Here is a 14469-nt window from a genome sequence, read left to right as displayed (position 1 = left end):
GACGAGGCGGACGGATGCGGCAAGGCAAAACCAGGAAAAGGGCAGCGACGGCGGGACGGCCTCGCCGTGCCCTGCGTCTGACGGCGGCGTTATGCGCTCTGGTTCAGACGCCCGGCGAGGATCCGGGACCGGCGCCCGGCATCGCGTACATGAGCGATCGCGAATATGAGGACTCGCTTGCCCGCATGCTGGCGGATGCGCCGACAGCCGACGATATCCGGGTCTTCGCCTATGGCTCGCTGATCTGGAAGCCTTGCTTCGCCTTCATCGAACAGCGCATCGGCACGGTTGAAGGCTGGCACAGATCCTGTTGTCTGAAATCGACGCGCTGGCGCGGCACGCCCGACAAGCCTGGCCTGATGCTGGCGCTGGAGCCCGGTGGCCGTTGCCGCGGCGTCGTCTATCGGCTGGCGCCCGACACCTCGCGGGACGGCCTGATGGCGCTGTGGCGGCGCGAGCTGGGCCCCAAGCCGCTGAACCATGATCCGCTCTGGCTTTCGGTCCGCACCGAAAAAGGCGCTGTGCCGGCGATCACCTTCGTCGCCAATCCGCAGGGGCTGTCTTACGTCGGCGCGACATCCATCGACGAAGCGGCAGACATGATCGCTCAGGCCGCCGGCGTATGGGGGCCCTGTGCCGCCTATCTCCACGAAACAGTCGTCAGGCTGCGGACCCTCGGCATTCGCGACCGCTATCTCTGGCGTCTGCAGTCGGCGGTCGCCGAAAAAATCATTTCCGAACGAAGCAAGGGAAGCGCAAGCCATGAGGACCCTGATCTACAGCAGCAACGGCAGTCCCTTTGCCCGCAAGGTGCGGATCGTCCTCCACGAATTGCAACTCGGCAATGATGCCGATATCCGGCCCGGCATTCGTCCGGTCGAAGAATTGCGGCCGCTCAATCCCAGCCTGACGCTTCCGGTGCTGAAAGACGGCGACGAGATCCTGTTCGGATCGGATCTCATCATCGACTTCCTGTTCAGCCGTTACGCCGGCCGGCCATCATCCGACACGATCCCTCTCGCCGCCACGATGACGCGGCCCGACAGGCATCTGCAGGACCTCAAGGTCTTGAGCGTGATCGCTTCTTTTGCCGATACCCTGGTGAATGTGCGGCATTACCGTTCGGAAGGGATGACCGGCGCCAAGTCCCATTACATGAGCCGCCAGGAGGCGCGGCTGGAAAGTTGCCTGGACTGGCTGGAAGATCAGGCGACCGGGGAGGGGTTCTGGCCGGGTGTCTTCTCGATCATGGATATCGCGCTGATCTGCCCGCTCGATTACGGCGAGAACAGGGGGCTGCTTCACTGGCGTGCGCGGCCCAGGCTTGCCGCGCTTTACGATTTTTGGCGGGCGCGGCCCTCTGTTGCTGCTACTGCCGAAGCTCCCATGGCTCAGCCGGCGGTTTGAGCCGCATGGCCGCTTCCGTCTGCTGAAGCGGCGGCCAGGATAAGTCCCGGGTCGAAACCACGCTGACCGGCAGCGGCCATTTGATGCCGATCAGCGGATCGTCGTAACGAAACCCCGCGTATAAAGTCTCGTCGAACCGCTCGCCCATGAAATACTCGACATGGACATTGTCCGTGAGCGACTGAAAGCCCTGCGCGCAGCCTGGCGGCACATAGGCCATGATGAAATTGCTTTCGGTCAATTCGGTGGCGATCCATCGACCAAAGGTCGGCGACCCAGGTCGGATGTCGGCGACAACCTGGAAAATCCGGCCTCTCGTGCAGCGGACGATCTTGGCGTCCGGTCGCGGCCTGCGCTGGTAGTGCATGCCGCGAACCGTGCCGCATAGATTGGTGAAGGAAAAATTGGCCTGAACCGGATCGAAATCGATCCAGTGCGCGCGAAATGAATCCGAACACCAGCTTCTGGAAAAGAAGCCGCGGTCGTCGCGATGCGGCGTCAGATGGATGCGATAGCTTCCCTCGATGTCGAGTGACTCGAATTCCATACGCTTCCTCTCACCCCCCGGACACGGTACGCAACATGGCTCCTGTGCAGCGCGATCGGGCAATGCCTTCATGCCGCGCAAAAAATTATCGCCTCGCTCATGCTCTCCTGGTGATCAAGCTGTGGTCTGGCCGCGACGAGACAGCGTTGCTGCATACGCTATTGTGCGGGCGGTGGCGGATGGCCGAAAGCGCTAAGCGCCGATTGCGCCCGATAGGCCGGCTGCGGCGGCAGATGGTTGGCAGCCAGGCTTTTGGCTACCCGGACCGCATTCTCGACATTTGCCCATTTGTTCTCTTTGTAACCCATGATATGCATCTGGCTCGCAATAAACCGGTTGGCGGCCTAAGAGACTGAGAAGCCAAAACCTCAGGGCGACGAATACCGCGCGGCAAATTCGGCTAGTCTTCACGTCATGATTCGCATCAATCACCGCATCAGCCTGGACGAGAAGGAGCTGTCGTTCAGCTTCATCCGCGCGTCGGGGCCGGGCGGGCAGAATGTCAACAAGGTCTCGACGGCCGTGCAATTGCGCTTCGACGTGCGGCATTCGCCCTCGCTGCCGGAGCCGGTGCGCCAGCGGCTGGAAAAACTGGCAGGCCGCCGCCTGACCCAGGACGGCGTGCTGGTGCTGACGGCGCAGCAGCACCGCAGCCAGGACCGCAACCGCGAGGAGGCCCTGATCCGGCTGGCCGATCTGATCCGTGCCGCCGCCGTGGCGCCCAAGGTCCGGCGGTCCACCAAGCCGACCAGGGCCTCGCAGCAGCGCCGGCTGGAAGGAAAAAGCAAACGCGGCAGCATCAAGCGGCTGCGCGGGAGCAGGGCGGAACTTGACTAAGCAGGCGGATCGACATATTGGCGGCGCGATCATGCCCAGTTGGTGCCATAATTGCCGGCCAACAGTTCGTTTTCATCACGCCCCAGCCCGCACCACCTGGTTTCATGATCGCCTATCGCTTCGCCCAGCCGCTATTCCTTTGTGTTGCGATCGTCGCCGCCCTTCCGGCGAAGGCGCAGACATCGCAGGCTCAGCAGGAGCCGCCGGAACAAGCCGGACAGAATCGCGCCGATCCACCGGCCAGGCCGAGCGGAGATGCCGGCGTGTTCAGCCTGGTGGTCGAGAATGACCTGCTTTACAACGTCGACCGCCACTACACCAACGGCATCCGCGCCTCTTATCTGACACCGCGCGGTGACGAGCCGGTCAGGGCCCGCGATCTTGCCACCAGCTTGCCGATCTTCACTGCCGATACCGATCTGCGGGTGGAATATGCGCTCGGCCAAAGCATGTTCACGCCCAGCGACATCAAGGTCAGCAATCCGCCGCTGGACGACCGGCCTTATGGCGGCTGGCTGTATGGCTCGCTGGGATTGATCGGCCGCACCGATCATGTGCTGGATCAGGTGATTGTCAGCCTGGGCGTGGTCGGACCGGCCTCGCTGGCCGAACAGTCGCAGAAATTCGTGCACAGCATCATCGGCTCGCCAGAGCCGCAGGGCTGGGACAGCCAGCTCAAGAACGAGCCGGCCGTGCAGATGTTCTATGAGCGCAGCTGGCGCTCGCCCGCCTTCCACCTGCCGGCCGGAGTGGATCTGGATGCTACGCCGCATGCCGGCGGTGCGCTGGGCAACGTCTTCACTTATGGCAACATGGGCATGATGTTCCGGCTTGGCCAGAACCTGCCGCTCGATTACGGCGTGCAGCGCATCTTTCCCAGCCTGCCGGGCTCAGGCTATTTCGAGCCGGTGAACGATGTCGGCTGGTATTTCTTCGCCGGCGTCGATGGCCGCGCCGTGGCGCGCAACATCTTCCTGGATGGCAATACCTTCGCCGACAGCCGCAGCGTGGACAAGCGCACATATGTCGGCGACGCGCAGTTCGGCATCGCCGTGATCGTCAAAGGCGTACGCATCGCCTATACGCATGTCCTGCGTACCAAGGAATTCGAGACCCAGGATTCCGCCGACCGTTTCGGTGCCTTGAGCGTATCCTTCCGCTTCTAGGTCAGCGGAAGGAAACTGACCGCCACCTCCCCATGGTCAAGGATGCCGGCATCCGGAAGGGCGCGATCGATATCGTAGATCGTGGCGCCGATCATCTGCCGTACCTTGCCATCTTCGCCGGCCAAAGGCAGCACCACGCGCTCACCGACGCCGCTGCCGCCCAATTTCAGGAAGACCCGGCCGGCGGCATGCATGATCGCCGGTTCTTCGCAGACGCGGCCATAGCGGGCGAGAACATTGTCAAGCTCGGCTGCCGGCATGATCTGCTCGATTGGTGTGCCGGGCGTGGAGTTCGGCAGCAGATTGCGGATTTCCTCGCCTGCCAGGCGAAGAACGAAGCGACGTGCGACGGGGTCGTAATCGTACAGGAAGATACGCGGCAGCAGGGCAGGGAAATCGAGCGGGTCGATGGCCGAGCGTTTGGTGACAGCCGCTTCACTTCGCCGATCGAACCAGTAGGCGATCAGTTGCTTTAGACGCGGCGATCGCACAGCGGCCAGGAAAGACTGAAGTCGGGGTGCAGCGTTCTGGGAAGACACTACTTTATGAGGGTTAAGGCTCGACCTAGCAGCAATTCACATCGAAGAGCCTCGAAAATGCAAGCGGATCATTCGGCCGCATGCGGCAGTTTTGGTGTCGCCTCGAAAGCGTTCAGCGTCTGGGTCAATGCCTGTCCTTCGGGGTCGGCCAGCGCCGCCGTGCGGGCCTGAATGATCGCATCGGCCGCCTGGGCCGGTGCGATCTGCCCCGCCAATGCCGGCCGGATCACGCGGTCGCGGATCGCAAGATAGTTGGCCAGGCCGCGCTTGAAGGTATCGCCGTAGCCCTTGATCAGACGGGCGCATTCGACGATCTCGCGCGCCAGGCCGGTATCCAAAGCCGCGGCGCCTGTTACGCTGTCCAGCCAATCCTCGATACGGGCCTGCTCCTCCTGGTAGCGGAAACTGCGCGGACGCCAGGGCCGTAATCCGGCCAGCAGGCGCAAGCGCATATACCCGCCGAGGCGATTGCTGCGCACCTGCATGCCGAAATGGACCTTGTCGAGCCAGCCGCGCCGGGCGCTCAGGCCGATCAGCCGGCGGGCGAGGCCGGGCGGCAGAAACGAGGCGATTTCCTCGATGCCGGGCTTGACGAAATCCGCCACCACGTAGGGCTGGCCGGGTGTCATGCGCATCTCGCGCTCGATGGCGGCGAAGCGCTCCGGCTTCAGCTTCAGTTGCGCGACGCGAATGACATCCTCGAAGCTCATGCGCAAGGCCAAATGCCGCGCCGTCTCGGCCGTCAGCACATCGTCGCCCAGCTTGGCGACGCGCGCCAGCCGGTCGAGATAAAGCCGTGCATAGGCTTCGTCCTGGTAATCGATCAGGCGTTTGATGCCCTCGGCGGCGAAGCGCCGGCTGGCGGCAGGCAATGCCGAGATAAGGTCGGCGAAGCGCGGCGCAAGCTCGGCCAGCGGTGCGATGGCCTGCTGGGTCGCCGCGATCTCGCCCTGGCCATGCGCCAGGCCGAAGCGATAGCCGGCGAGATTGCTCTCCACCGCCTTGCCTTCGGCACGGATGCCGGCCTCGAAGGCGTCGGGCGGGATCGGCAGGGCCTCGGAACCGGCCAGGGCGCCGAGCAACACGGCATTGAGGATGCTGCCGGCATCCCTGGCGGCCTGATCCATGTCGAACAGAATGCTGCGGCGGGCATATTCCTTGGCAGCCCGGAACAGCCGGCCGGTATCGTAACGGCCGTCGCCCATGGCGCTGCGCTCGGCGATGGCGAAAACGCGGTGCGTGGAGGCGATCAGGAGCGTGCGGTCGGGCGTGACGTAACCGTTCGCGATGGCGCGGCCGGCCTCGACGAATTCGCTGGCGATCATTACATCGACCTGGCCCGGCGCCGGATTGAGGCACATCACCGGGCGTTCCGCCGTCTGCTCCGGCCAGATCTCGATATAGTAAGTGGTGGCGCCGGTGCGCTGCGCTACGCCGGGGATCGAGGTCGCCTGGACCGGATAGCCGGCACGTTCGGCGGCGCCGGTGATCCAGCCGGTCAGCACGCCGCCGCCTTCGCCGCCCATGGCGGCGATCAGGATGCAGATCGGACGGGTTGCCATGGTCACTCTCCCGCCGCCGGCTGCATGGCCGGACGGCCGGCCAGCCAGCCGATCACGGTCCGGTGCAGCCGATCGCTGATGCGGTCCCACCAGGTCGGGTTATGCACGATCTCGGTCTTATAAAAGGATGGGCAAAGCACGGCGGCATGGGCGACCTCGCCGCAATGACCGCAGCCGACACAGCTGCTCAGGACGGAGGCGACCGGGTCGCTGCGCAGCGGATCGGGGTTGGGCTTGATGGTGAGCGACGGGCAGCCGGACAGGCGGATACAGGAGTGGTCGCCGGTGCAGACGGCCTCATCGACCCCGAAGCGGGTGCGCAGCACGCGCCGGCCGGATTTCAGCGCCTGCGCTTCGGTGACGCGCAGGCGGCGCTGGCGGGCCAGCTGGCATTCGCCGTCGGCGATGATCACCTTCAGGCCCTTCTGCGCAGTGGTAACTGCCTCGCGCAGGGATTTCACCATATCCGACAGGCTGTAGCTGCGGATGCGCCGCACCCAGCGCACGCCCAGCGCTTTCACCGTGGTCTCGATATCCGAACCGCCGGCCTGATGATCGACTCGATTATCCGTGGAGGAGGGCAGGTATTGCACGCCGGTGGCCGAGGTATAGCCGTTCTGCATCACCACCAGCACGCCGTCGCCGCGGTTGAAGACGGAGGAGGCCACGCCGCTCAGCACGCCGTTATGCCAGAAGCCGCCATCGCCCATGATCGCCAGCGGGCGTTTGTTGGAGAGCGGCCCGACGCCGGCGGCAGAGGCCAGCGACATGCCATAGCCAAGAATGGAGTTGCCCAGGCTGAACGGCGCGAAGGTGGCAAGCGCATGGCAGCCGATATCGGCCGCGACATGCAGTTTGCCGACTTGACGCTCCACCAGCTTGATCGCGGTGAAGACCGGCCGTTCGGGACAGCCGGTGCAGAAGGTCGGCGGACGCGCCGGCAGATCCGGGCCGATTAGGGTTTGCGCCGCCTTGCGGCTGTCCAGTGTCTTGGCAAAGGCCGCCTCGGCGGCGCCGAGATCGATCTGAGGCTGCTCAGCCTTGAAAAAGGCGAGCAGGCCGCGGGTCAGCACCTCGATGGTATATTCGCCGGTCGCGGGCAGCATGCCCTTGCCATGCAGTCGGGTGTTGATATCGGCCTTGCGCAGGATGCTGTGGATCATCTGCTCGATATATTCCGGCGAGCCTTCCTCGATCATCAGCACTGCCTGCTTGCCGGCGCAGAACTCGCTGATCTGCTCGGGCACCAGCGGATAGGTGACGTTGAGCACCAGAGTCGGTACGCGGCTTTTGCCGAAGGCATCGCTCAGGCCGAGATTCATCAGGGCGCGGTTCAGGGCATTGTACAGGCCGCCCTGGACGATGATGCCGATCTGCTGCAGATCGCCCGGGATCGCTTCGTTCAATCCCTGCTGGAGGATGAATCTCCGCGCCGCCGGCAGGCGCTGTTCCAGCTTCAGGCGTTCCTGCATGAAGGTCGCCGGTGGATGCGACAGGCGGTCGTAATTGAATTTGGCCGGATCGGGCAGGCGGTTGTTGCGCGACACGCTGGCCGGCTGATTGTCCTTGGCGGCGAATTCGCCGGTGACGTGGCAGGCGCGGATGCGCAATTCCAGCATGACCGGCGTATTGGAGGCTTCGGACAATGCAAATCCATGCTCGACGCAGCGGGTGATCGTCGGCAGATCGGGCCGCGGATCGAGCAGCCACATGGAGGATTTCATCGCATAGGCATGACTGCGTTCCTGGATCACGCTGGCGCCCTCGCCGTAATCCTCGCCAAGAACGATCATTGCGCCGCCGACCACGCCGGCCGAGGCCAGATTGCTCAAGGCGTCCGAAGCGACGTTGGTGCCGACGATCGATTTCCAGGTGACGCAGCCGCGCGCCGGATAATTGATCGAGGCGCCGAGCAGGGCCGCGGCGGAGGCCTCATTGGTGCAGGTCTCCAGATGGATGCCGAGATCGTCGAGAATGTCCTGCGCCTGCACCAGGACATCGAGCAGGTGCGACACGGGAGCGCCTTGGTAGCCGCCGACATAGGATACGCCGGATTGCAGCAGTGCCTTGGTGACGGCGAGAATGCCTTCGCCGCGGAACGTATCGCCATCGCCCAGCCGCAGGGATTCGATCTCTTTCGCGAAAGAGCGTTCCATCGTTTCCTCCTGTGAGGCGTCGAGTCTCGCACCGCCCCGGCGGAGCGTCAACGATTAGTTGGAGTTCAAACGAAATCGACTGGACTCAGGCCATCGCCGCTGTTAGGCTTCCGCCGCATAACGATAGGGCGGTCCGGCAATCAATAGAGAGCCGCCCAGCATGCGGAGGAAAATCATGGCTCATCAGAAATCGGCTTTGTTGCGGGCGGCCTGTATCGGCGCGGCCGCGGTTGCGTTTGGTGCCATCGGCCTTGCCGCGCCCAAGCCGGCTATCGCGCAGGACAAAACCGTCACCCTGCGGCTCGCGCATTGGTTGCCGCCGCAGCACCCGCTGCACCCGGCCTGGCAGGCCTGGGGTGCCGATATCGAGAAGGCCTCCAACGGCACCATCAAGGTGCAGATTTTCCCTGCCCAGCAATTGGGTGCTGCCAAGGATCACTACGACATGGCGCGGGACGGGGTTGCGGATATCACCTATGTCAATCCGGGCTATACCCCCGGCCGCTTCCCGATCATCGCCGGCGCGGAACTGCCCTTCCTGTTCTCGAACGCCAAGGGCGGCTCAGCCGCGATCGATGCCTGGTATCGCAAGTATGCGCCCAAGGAAATGAGCGACGTGAAAGTCTGCATGGCTTTCGTGCACGACCCGGGCACCTTTCACAGCAAGGTCAAGATCGCCAAGCCGGACGATCTGAAGGGATTGAAGATCCGCCCCGGAAATTCTTCGGTCGCCCGCCTGGTCACCCTTGCCGGCGGTACCAATGTGCAGGTGACCGCGCCGGAGGCGCGTGAGGCGCTGGAGCGCGGCGTGGCCGACGCCATCACGTTCCCGTGGGGCAGCCTGTTCATCTTCGGCATCGACAAGGTGGTGAAGTATCACATGGATACGCCGCTCTACATCAGCAATTTCGTGATGGCGATGAACAAGAACAGCTATGCCAAGCTGTCGGCGAACCAGAAGAAGGTGATCGATTCCCACTGCACCTCGGAATGGTCGGAGAAGATCAATACGCCGTGGGCCGACTTCGAATCTGCCGGCCGCGGCAAGATGCTGGCTTTGGCCGGCCATGAGGCGGTCAAGCCGACCGCTGCGGATATGGCCGCCTGGCACAAGCTGGCCGACGAGATGGCGCAGGCCTGGTACGAGGATGTGAAGAAGGTCGGTGTTGACGGCAAGCAGGCTCTGGCCGAATTGAAGGCTGAACTGAAGAAGCATAACGCCGCGGCGTTCTGACAGGCCGGGTTGGGAGGAAGGGGCGGGCGGCTGCCGTACATCCGGTGGCCGCCCGCCTTGCTGATCGGGATGGCTCATGGATCGATTCATCGAAAAAGTTGAGCTGATAGCCGGCCTGTTGCTGGGAGGTATCGCGCTCCTGACCTTCACCGCCGTCATGGCGCGCTGGCTGTTCAATTTCGGTATCCCGGACGCGTTCGACATTTCCCGCCTGCTGCTGGGCACGGCAATGTTCTGGGGGATCGCCTCGGCCGGCTTTCGCAACCGGCATATCCAGGTCGACGGTTTGTGGGAAATGATGCCGGCCTGGGCCAAGCGGGCGATCGACATCTTCGCCACATCGGTGACCCTCGGTTTCTTCGGCTTGATGTCGTGGATGCTGCATTCGAAAGTGATGAGCGTATACGCCAGCTCCGAGCAGACTTTTGACTTGCGGCTGCCGGTCTGGCCGTTTTATGCCCTTGCGGCACTGGGCGTTCTTCTGGCCAGCATCCTGTTGCTGCTACGCCTGATCAGACTCATCGGCGGGGGAAGGGGAAACTAGTCTTGGAGCAGGACCTCATCGCGATCGGCGGCTTCGTCGCATTATTTGCCATGATGGTGTTGCGCGTTCCGGTGGGCGTCGCCATGGGAATCGTCGGCATCGCCGGGTTCGGGTTGCTTGCCGCGTTTCAGCCGGCGCTCAATCTTCTGGCGCAATCGCCTATCCGCACCGTGACGTCCTATGAGCTGGCCGTCATTCCCATGTTCATTCTGATGGGCAGTTTTGCCACGGCCGCCGGGATGAGCCGCGAATTGTTCCGCGCCAGCGAGGCCTGGCTGGGGCATCGCCGCGGCGGCCTTGCAATGGCAACGGTTGCTGCCTGTGCCGGTTTTGCCGCCATCAACGGCTCGTCCGTCGCGACGGCGGCTACCATGACCAATGTCGCGCTGCCGGAAATGCGCCGCTTCGGATATAACGGCAGCCTTTCGGCCGGCGTGATCGCCGCCGGCGGCACGCTCGGCATCATGATCCCGCCTTCGGTGGTATTTGCGCTTTATGGCATCCTTACCGAGCAGGATATCTCGAAGCTGTTCATCGCCGGCATCGGCCCCGGCATCGTGGCGGTGACATTCTACATGCTGCTGATCCAGATGATCGGCATTCTGCGGCCGGACCTGTTGCCGCGCGGCGAAAAGGCGGGGTGGAACGAGCGGCTGCATTCCCTGCGCGACATCTGGGCGACGATCCTGCTTTTCGTCGCCGTGATCGGCGGCATGTATGGCGGCGTATTCACTGCGACCGAAGCAGCCGGCTGCGGCGCCGTCGGCGCCTTGCTGATCGGCATTCTGCGCGGCAGGCTGAACTGGAAGAAAATCTGCGATTGCCTGATCGAGAGTGTGCGGACATCGGCATCGATCCTGACCATCGTGATCGGCGCTTTCCTGTTCGGCTATTTCCTGGTGATCACCCAGACGCCGCAGAGGGTGAGCGATTTTCTGACCGGCCTCCCGATCGGCCGCTACGGCATTCTGGCCCTGATCCTGGCGATGTACGTCGTGCTTGGCGCCCTGATGGATGAGTTGGCGATCATTTTGGTCACGGTGCCCATCATCTATCCGGTGATGATCCAGCTCGGCTTCGATCCGATATGGTTCGGCGTCATCGTCGTAATGCAGACGACGCTGGGCATGGTGACCCCACCCATCGGCATCAATGTCTTTGTGATCAACTCGATCGCCCGCGACCTCAGTCTTGGACAGATATACAAGGGTGTCGCACCCTTCATCCTCGTCGACATCCTGCGCATGATATTGCTGGTTGCCTTTCCCATCATTTCTCTGTTTCTCCCCAATCATATGAATTGATTCCATGCGTAAGAGACGAACTGCCCCAGGCCGGCAAATCGAACCGAAGCGGCCGAGTGGCAACAGGGCTGCGGTGCCGCGCAAAGAGTCGACGCCGCGAAAGATCGACCGTGGCCCGCTGCCGAGTTATTACGGTTATAACCTGCGCATCGCGCAGGTAGCGGTATTCGAAGATTTCGCGCGGATCGTCGGTCGTCTCGCGGACCGCATGGGCGAGTTGACGCCGGGACGCTTCAGCCTGCTCACGCTTTTGCGGCACAATCCCGGCATCAATCAAACCGACCTCAGCCGGGCCGTCGGGCTTGATAAATCCACGCTTACGCCGGCACTCGACCAGCTGGAGCGGAAGGGGCTTATCGTGCGCGAGCGCACGGCTGCCGACCGGCGCACCTATGCATTGCGGCTGAGCGAACGGGGCGAAGCGCTGCTCGACAGCCTGGATGACAAGGTCCGCCGGCATGAACAAAACATCGTGGCGGGGCTGAGCTCGGCCGAACGCGCGGCGTTGCTCAAAAGTCTGAAAAAGATCGCCCGTAGCCTGGGCAGCGAAGCAGTCGAGTAAATCGCCGCTTTTAGGGAAATCGGTCTGCTTTTCTGCCGTTTCCAATTTGAGGCTTTGCCAATCGACGTCGATTGACGCGGCGCACCCGGAATCACTTTGATCTTCTCTTTCCCATAGGATTGGATAGTATGAAGACGAAGTGCGCCGGCCAGAATTCCGGCGGCTGAGATAAAGCCAAAAACAAATCAGACGTCCCCTCTGTTGCGCTGAACAGGGGGCGGTTCTTTGTGTTGCGAAGGCTTCAGGCCGGTTTGCGGTTGACCGATTTCGAACTGTATCGGAGGACACAATGGAATACAGAACCTTGCATGATGTCGAACAGATGGCGCAGGTGTTCCGTGCCGGCGTCGGGAAAATGTCCCGTACGGAACGCCTCGAATATTGGGCAAAGTTGCTGGAGCGGGGGCAGGATCAAAGGCTGCGGCCGCTGATGCAGCTTGAATTCCTCAGCCGGGCGGAACGGATGCGGGCGCGGGCGGACGGATCGCCTCTGTCCATTGCCTACGAGGATCCGATCCTGCAGGGGCAGGGATTGGCCGGCGATACCGTCAAGGATGCGATGGAATTCTTCAACCTGTCGGAGGGCGAGATCCATTTCCTGCTGTGCGATTGCCATTACAACGGCAGGATGGAAGCCAAGGTCGTTGCCGATCGCATTCGCTCGATCAGCCGCAAACCATCCGTTATGGGTTTCTGGCGCCAGCTTTGCGCCGGCCTGTAAGGCACCGGATCAGACTCCCTCGGGCCGGCAAAGCCCGAGGGGGCTATCCGTCAGCTTTTCACCGCACTTGACGGGGCTCTGCCGGCAATTTCCTGCATGAACTTGCGGCGGATCGCTTCACCAAAGGCATTGAAATCGACCGCCGGGACAATGAAGGCGCCGGGGCCGCCGATCAGGTGATTCTTGTAATAATCCTCGATATCCGGCTCGAGATGCAGGATCGGCAAGCCGTTGATGGTGATGCCGTCCGCGAGAGCTTCGTCGCGGTCTTTTTCCGGCGGCGGACCGTTATTGGTGCGGCCATCGCCGGAGATATCGATCACCTTCCGCGCCACCTTCGTCGGAAGATTCATCAATAGCTTATGTCCAAAGGCGATGGCGCCGGCGGGTGCGGTGCCGCCGCTGTAGATCGTGCGGTCCGCCTCATCGAGCCTGGAGGCGAAATGCGCAATGCTCTCGCGGCTGTTCAGCAGCGTCCAGGGAATGCTCATCTGCTGCGCATCATAACCGGACCACTGGAAATAGCAGACCATGATGCTGCCGCCCGGTCCGGAGCGGATCGCCTCGATGATTTCGTGATCCCGGAATGCCTCGGCATAGCCGCGTTGCTGCAAGGCATAGTTCTCCGGCGTGACGCTGCCCGAGCAATCGGCGGCTAGGGCGAGGGCCAAATCCGCACCAACATCCTGCGCGCAAGCCTGCGCGACTGCGAATACCTTCCCCACCGCAGCCAGTTCAGTCGCTGCGATCAGGAAACTGCGGCGATCAATCTCGGCGTTGAACACGGAGTTGGCTGCCACATCGACGATTTTAATTCAGCATACCAGAAATCACCGCTGGATGCCTTATCCGAATGCGCCTAGCCGGAACGTTGCCAGGCGCGTCAGATCAGCCCCGGCGCCGCAATGTCTTGGGGCGCCGGGGGTGGGTTTCTTCTTCGCCTTGGTCGGTCAGGGTGGGAACATCGCCCTGATTTTCCGCGGACAAAAGCGGCTCTGCAGGTTCCATTCCCGGCTCGCCGGTTCTGCCCCAGGTTTTGTCCGTCTCTGTCGGATTAGGTTCGGTCGCTGTTTGCCGCCGGTCTTCCTGCGCGACCAGCTCACGCGCCATATCCCGATGCACCTCTTCGCGCCCCTCCGGCTGGCCTTCGTCCAGCCAGATTTGATGCATGTACCGGCGGATGCGTTCCTCGGTATCGTCCTTGCTTGCACGGCGCTGTGTCATAACGCTACTCCCTGACCCGTCGCGGCTCGAACTCCTTCATCAGCGTGTGACGTGATGCCGGACGTCCCGTATCATCTTGTCGTGGCGAATGGCCATTTGGGTGGAATCCTCTTCCTCGATGCCTTTCCTGGCGAGCGGGAATATCTCGTCTTCCTCCTCGCGGACATGCTCCTGCACGGCTTCCTGCAATTGCCCGATCAGGTCCATGAATTCCTCGCTGGCGACATCCATTTTCTCCAGCCGCATCAGCATGCGTTCGACTTCGCGATGCTCTTCAAGAGCATGCTTTACCTTGGGGCCGGCGCCGTCGCCGCTTTCCCGCACAGCCGGATAAAAGATCCGTTCCTCGAACTGCGTATGGGCCTTCAACTCCTGGGCCAGCGTCCGGCAAAGGTTTTCGCGGGTTTTCTTGGCGCCCGTGCTGGTTGCCTGCAGCTTGGTGAAGAGCTGCTCGACGCGCTCGTGATCCTGGTGAAGTTTTTCGATGATGTGTGGCATCTGTGTCCTCCCTTGGCCCGGATGATCACCTGAAACCATTGTTTCAAGGCCGAGCGCCAATGCTCGTGAGCCTTCCCACAACGTCTCCGCAGGCCGGCAGTTCCAATTCGAGGGTAATTTTGCCGCAGAAAGACAATGCCGATGAGGCCGCCGCACGCGACGCATCGG

16 protein-coding genes are annotated in these 14469 nt (G+C 62.5%); 9 read left to right on the top strand and 7 right to left on the bottom strand.

Translation table 11 applies throughout. The features are described 5' to 3' along the window. Positions 1-185 precede the first annotated feature (185 nt). Positions 186-848 carry a gamma-glutamylcyclotransferase gene (locus VF194_RS19115; RefSeq protein ID WP_330892800.1) on the top strand — a complete coding sequence of 221 codons (663 nt, stop codon included), beginning with the start codon at positions 186-188 and terminating at the stop codon, positions 846-848. Beyond that, positions 763-1407 (top strand): glutathione S-transferase family protein, encoded by a 645-nt coding sequence (locus VF194_RS19110; protein ID WP_330892799.1) that lies wholly within the window; start codon positions 763-765, stop codon positions 1405-1407. Before VF194_RS19115 ends, VF194_RS19110 begins: the two co-directional genes overlap by 86 nt. Here the strand turns inward: VF194_RS19110 and VF194_RS19105 are convergent. After that, positions 1370-1954 carry a dTDP-4-dehydrorhamnose 3,5-epimerase family protein gene (locus VF194_RS19105; RefSeq protein WP_330892797.1) on the bottom strand — a complete coding sequence of 195 codons (585 nt, stop codon included), beginning with the start codon at positions 1952-1954 and terminating at the stop codon, positions 1370-1372. The genes VF194_RS19110 and VF194_RS19105 overlap by 38 nt on opposite strands. A gap of 414 nt (positions 1955-2368) precedes the next feature. Here VF194_RS19105 and arfB point away from each other — a divergent pair, with 414 nt between their 5' ends. Together arfB and VF194_RS19095 are read left to right on the top strand one after the other, a co-directional pair. Continuing rightward, positions 2369-2791, top strand: a complete 423-nt coding sequence (gene arfB / locus VF194_RS19100) for an alternative ribosome rescue aminoacyl-tRNA hydrolase ArfB (protein WP_330892796.1) — start codon at positions 2369-2371, stop codon at positions 2789-2791. Between the two features lie 104 nt (positions 2792-2895). Beyond that, complete coding sequence (locus tag VF194_RS19095) at positions 2896-3957, top strand: lipid A deacylase LpxR family protein (RefSeq protein ID WP_330892795.1); 1062 nt, start codon at positions 2896-2898, stop codon at positions 3955-3957. Here the strand turns inward: VF194_RS19095 and VF194_RS19090 are convergent. The 3 genes from VF194_RS19090 to VF194_RS19080 form a co-directional block, all read right to left on the bottom strand. Next, a complete protein-coding gene (locus tag VF194_RS19090) occupies positions 3954-4496 on the bottom strand; it encodes a PAS domain-containing protein (protein WP_330892794.1) in 543 nt (180 codons plus the stop codon). The two genes, VF194_RS19095 and VF194_RS19090, sit on opposite strands and share 4 nt — an antisense overlap. Before the next feature lie 68 nt (positions 4497-4564). Then, on the bottom strand, positions 4565-6058 hold the full coding sequence (locus tag VF194_RS19085; protein WP_330892793.1) for an indolepyruvate oxidoreductase subunit beta family protein: 1494 nt from the start codon (positions 6056-6058) through the stop codon (positions 4565-4567). A 2-nt stretch (positions 6059-6060) separates the two neighbouring features. Continuing rightward, on the bottom strand, positions 6061-8214 hold the full coding sequence (locus VF194_RS19080; protein WP_330892792.1) for an indolepyruvate ferredoxin oxidoreductase subunit alpha: 2154 nt from the start codon (positions 8212-8214) through the stop codon (positions 6061-6063). A gap of 175 nt (positions 8215-8389) precedes the next feature. Between VF194_RS19080 and VF194_RS19075 the strand changes: the two genes are divergently transcribed. From VF194_RS19075 to VF194_RS19055, 5 genes are all read left to right on the top strand, one after another. Continuing rightward, a complete protein-coding gene (locus VF194_RS19075) occupies positions 8390-9448 on the top strand; it encodes a TRAP transporter substrate-binding protein (RefSeq protein ID WP_330892791.1) in 1059 nt (352 codons plus the stop codon). 76 nt (positions 9449-9524) lie between these two features. Next, complete coding sequence (locus VF194_RS19070) at positions 9525-9992, top strand: TRAP transporter small permease (RefSeq protein ID WP_330892790.1); 468 nt, start codon at positions 9525-9527, stop codon at positions 9990-9992. A 2-nt stretch (positions 9993-9994) separates the two neighbouring features. Further along, positions 9995-11296 carry a TRAP transporter large permease gene (locus VF194_RS19065; protein ID WP_330892789.1) on the top strand — a complete coding sequence of 434 codons (1302 nt, stop codon included), beginning with the start codon at positions 9995-9997 and terminating at the stop codon, positions 11294-11296. A gap of 73 nt (positions 11297-11369) precedes the next feature. After that, entirely contained in the window at positions 11370-11858 is a 489-nt protein-coding gene (locus VF194_RS19060) for a MarR family transcriptional regulator (protein ID WP_330892788.1), read from the top strand. A 289-nt stretch (positions 11859-12147) separates the two neighbouring features. Further along, complete coding sequence (locus tag VF194_RS19055; RefSeq protein WP_330892787.1) at positions 12148-12579, top strand: hypothetical protein; 432 nt, start codon at positions 12148-12150, stop codon at positions 12577-12579. 50 nt (positions 12580-12629) lie between these two features. On the opposite strand, the gene VF194_RS19050 is transcribed toward VF194_RS19055, so the two are convergent. From VF194_RS19050 to VF194_RS19040, 3 genes are all read right to left on the bottom strand, one after another. Beyond that, entirely contained in the window at positions 12630-13250 is a 621-nt protein-coding gene (locus tag VF194_RS19050) for a DUF1194 domain-containing protein (RefSeq protein WP_330892786.1), read from the bottom strand. A 217-nt stretch (positions 13251-13467) separates the two neighbouring features. Continuing rightward, positions 13468-13803, bottom strand: coding sequence for a DUF2934 domain-containing protein (locus tag VF194_RS19045; protein ID WP_330892785.1), 336 nt, complete (start codon positions 13801-13803; stop codon positions 13468-13470). A 39-nt stretch (positions 13804-13842) separates the two neighbouring features. Continuing rightward, entirely contained in the window at positions 13843-14301 is a 459-nt protein-coding gene (locus VF194_RS19040) for a hemerythrin domain-containing protein (RefSeq protein WP_330892784.1), read from the bottom strand. Between the last annotated feature and the right edge of the window lie 168 nt (positions 14302-14469).

The sequence above is a fragment of the Ferrovibrio sp. genome, assembly GCF_036381655.1.
GTDB lineage: Bacteria > Pseudomonadota > Alphaproteobacteria > Ferrovibrionales > Ferrovibrionaceae > Ferrovibrio.
Note: the sequence above shows the minus strand (reverse complement) of the source record. Positions and strands in the feature narration are given on the sequence as shown.

Coding starts and splice junctions, on each gene's coding strand:
- VF194_RS19110 (WP_330892799.1), top strand. CDS start 763: ATGAGGACCCTGATCTACAGCAGCAACGGCAGTCCCTTTGCCCGCAAG.
- VF194_RS19095 (WP_330892795.1), top strand. CDS start 2,896: ATGATCGCCTATCGCTTCGCCCAGCCGCTATTCCTTTGTGTTGCGATC.
- VF194_RS19055 (WP_330892787.1), top strand. CDS start 12,148: ATGGAATACAGAACCTTGCATGATGTCGAACAGATGGCGCAGGTGTTC.
- arfB (WP_330892796.1), top strand. CDS start 2,369: ATGATTCGCATCAATCACCGCATCAGCCTGGACGAGAAGGAGCTGTCG.
- VF194_RS19075 (WP_330892791.1), top strand. CDS start 8,390: ATGGCTCATCAGAAATCGGCTTTGTTGCGGGCGGCCTGTATCGGCGCG.
- VF194_RS19070 (WP_330892790.1), top strand. CDS start 9,525: ATGGATCGATTCATCGAAAAAGTTGAGCTGATAGCCGGCCTGTTGCTG.
- VF194_RS19085 (WP_330892793.1), bottom strand. CDS start 6,058: ATGGCAACCCGTCCGATCTGCATCCTGATCGCCGCCATGGGCGGCGAA.
- VF194_RS19105 (WP_330892797.1), bottom strand. CDS start 1,954: ATGGAATTCGAGTCACTCGACATCGAGGGAAGCTATCGCATCCATCTG.
- VF194_RS19045 (WP_330892785.1), bottom strand. CDS start 13,803: ATGACACAGCGCCGTGCAAGCAAGGACGATACCGAGGAACGCATCCGC.
- VF194_RS19040 (WP_330892784.1), bottom strand. CDS start 14,301: ATGCCACACATCATCGAAAAACTTCACCAGGATCACGAGCGCGTCGAG.
- VF194_RS19115 (WP_330892800.1), top strand. CDS start 186: ATGCTGGCGGATGCGCCGACAGCCGACGATATCCGGGTCTTCGCCTAT.
- VF194_RS19080 (WP_330892792.1), bottom strand. CDS start 8,214: ATGGAACGCTCTTTCGCGAAAGAGATCGAATCCCTGCGGCTGGGCGAT.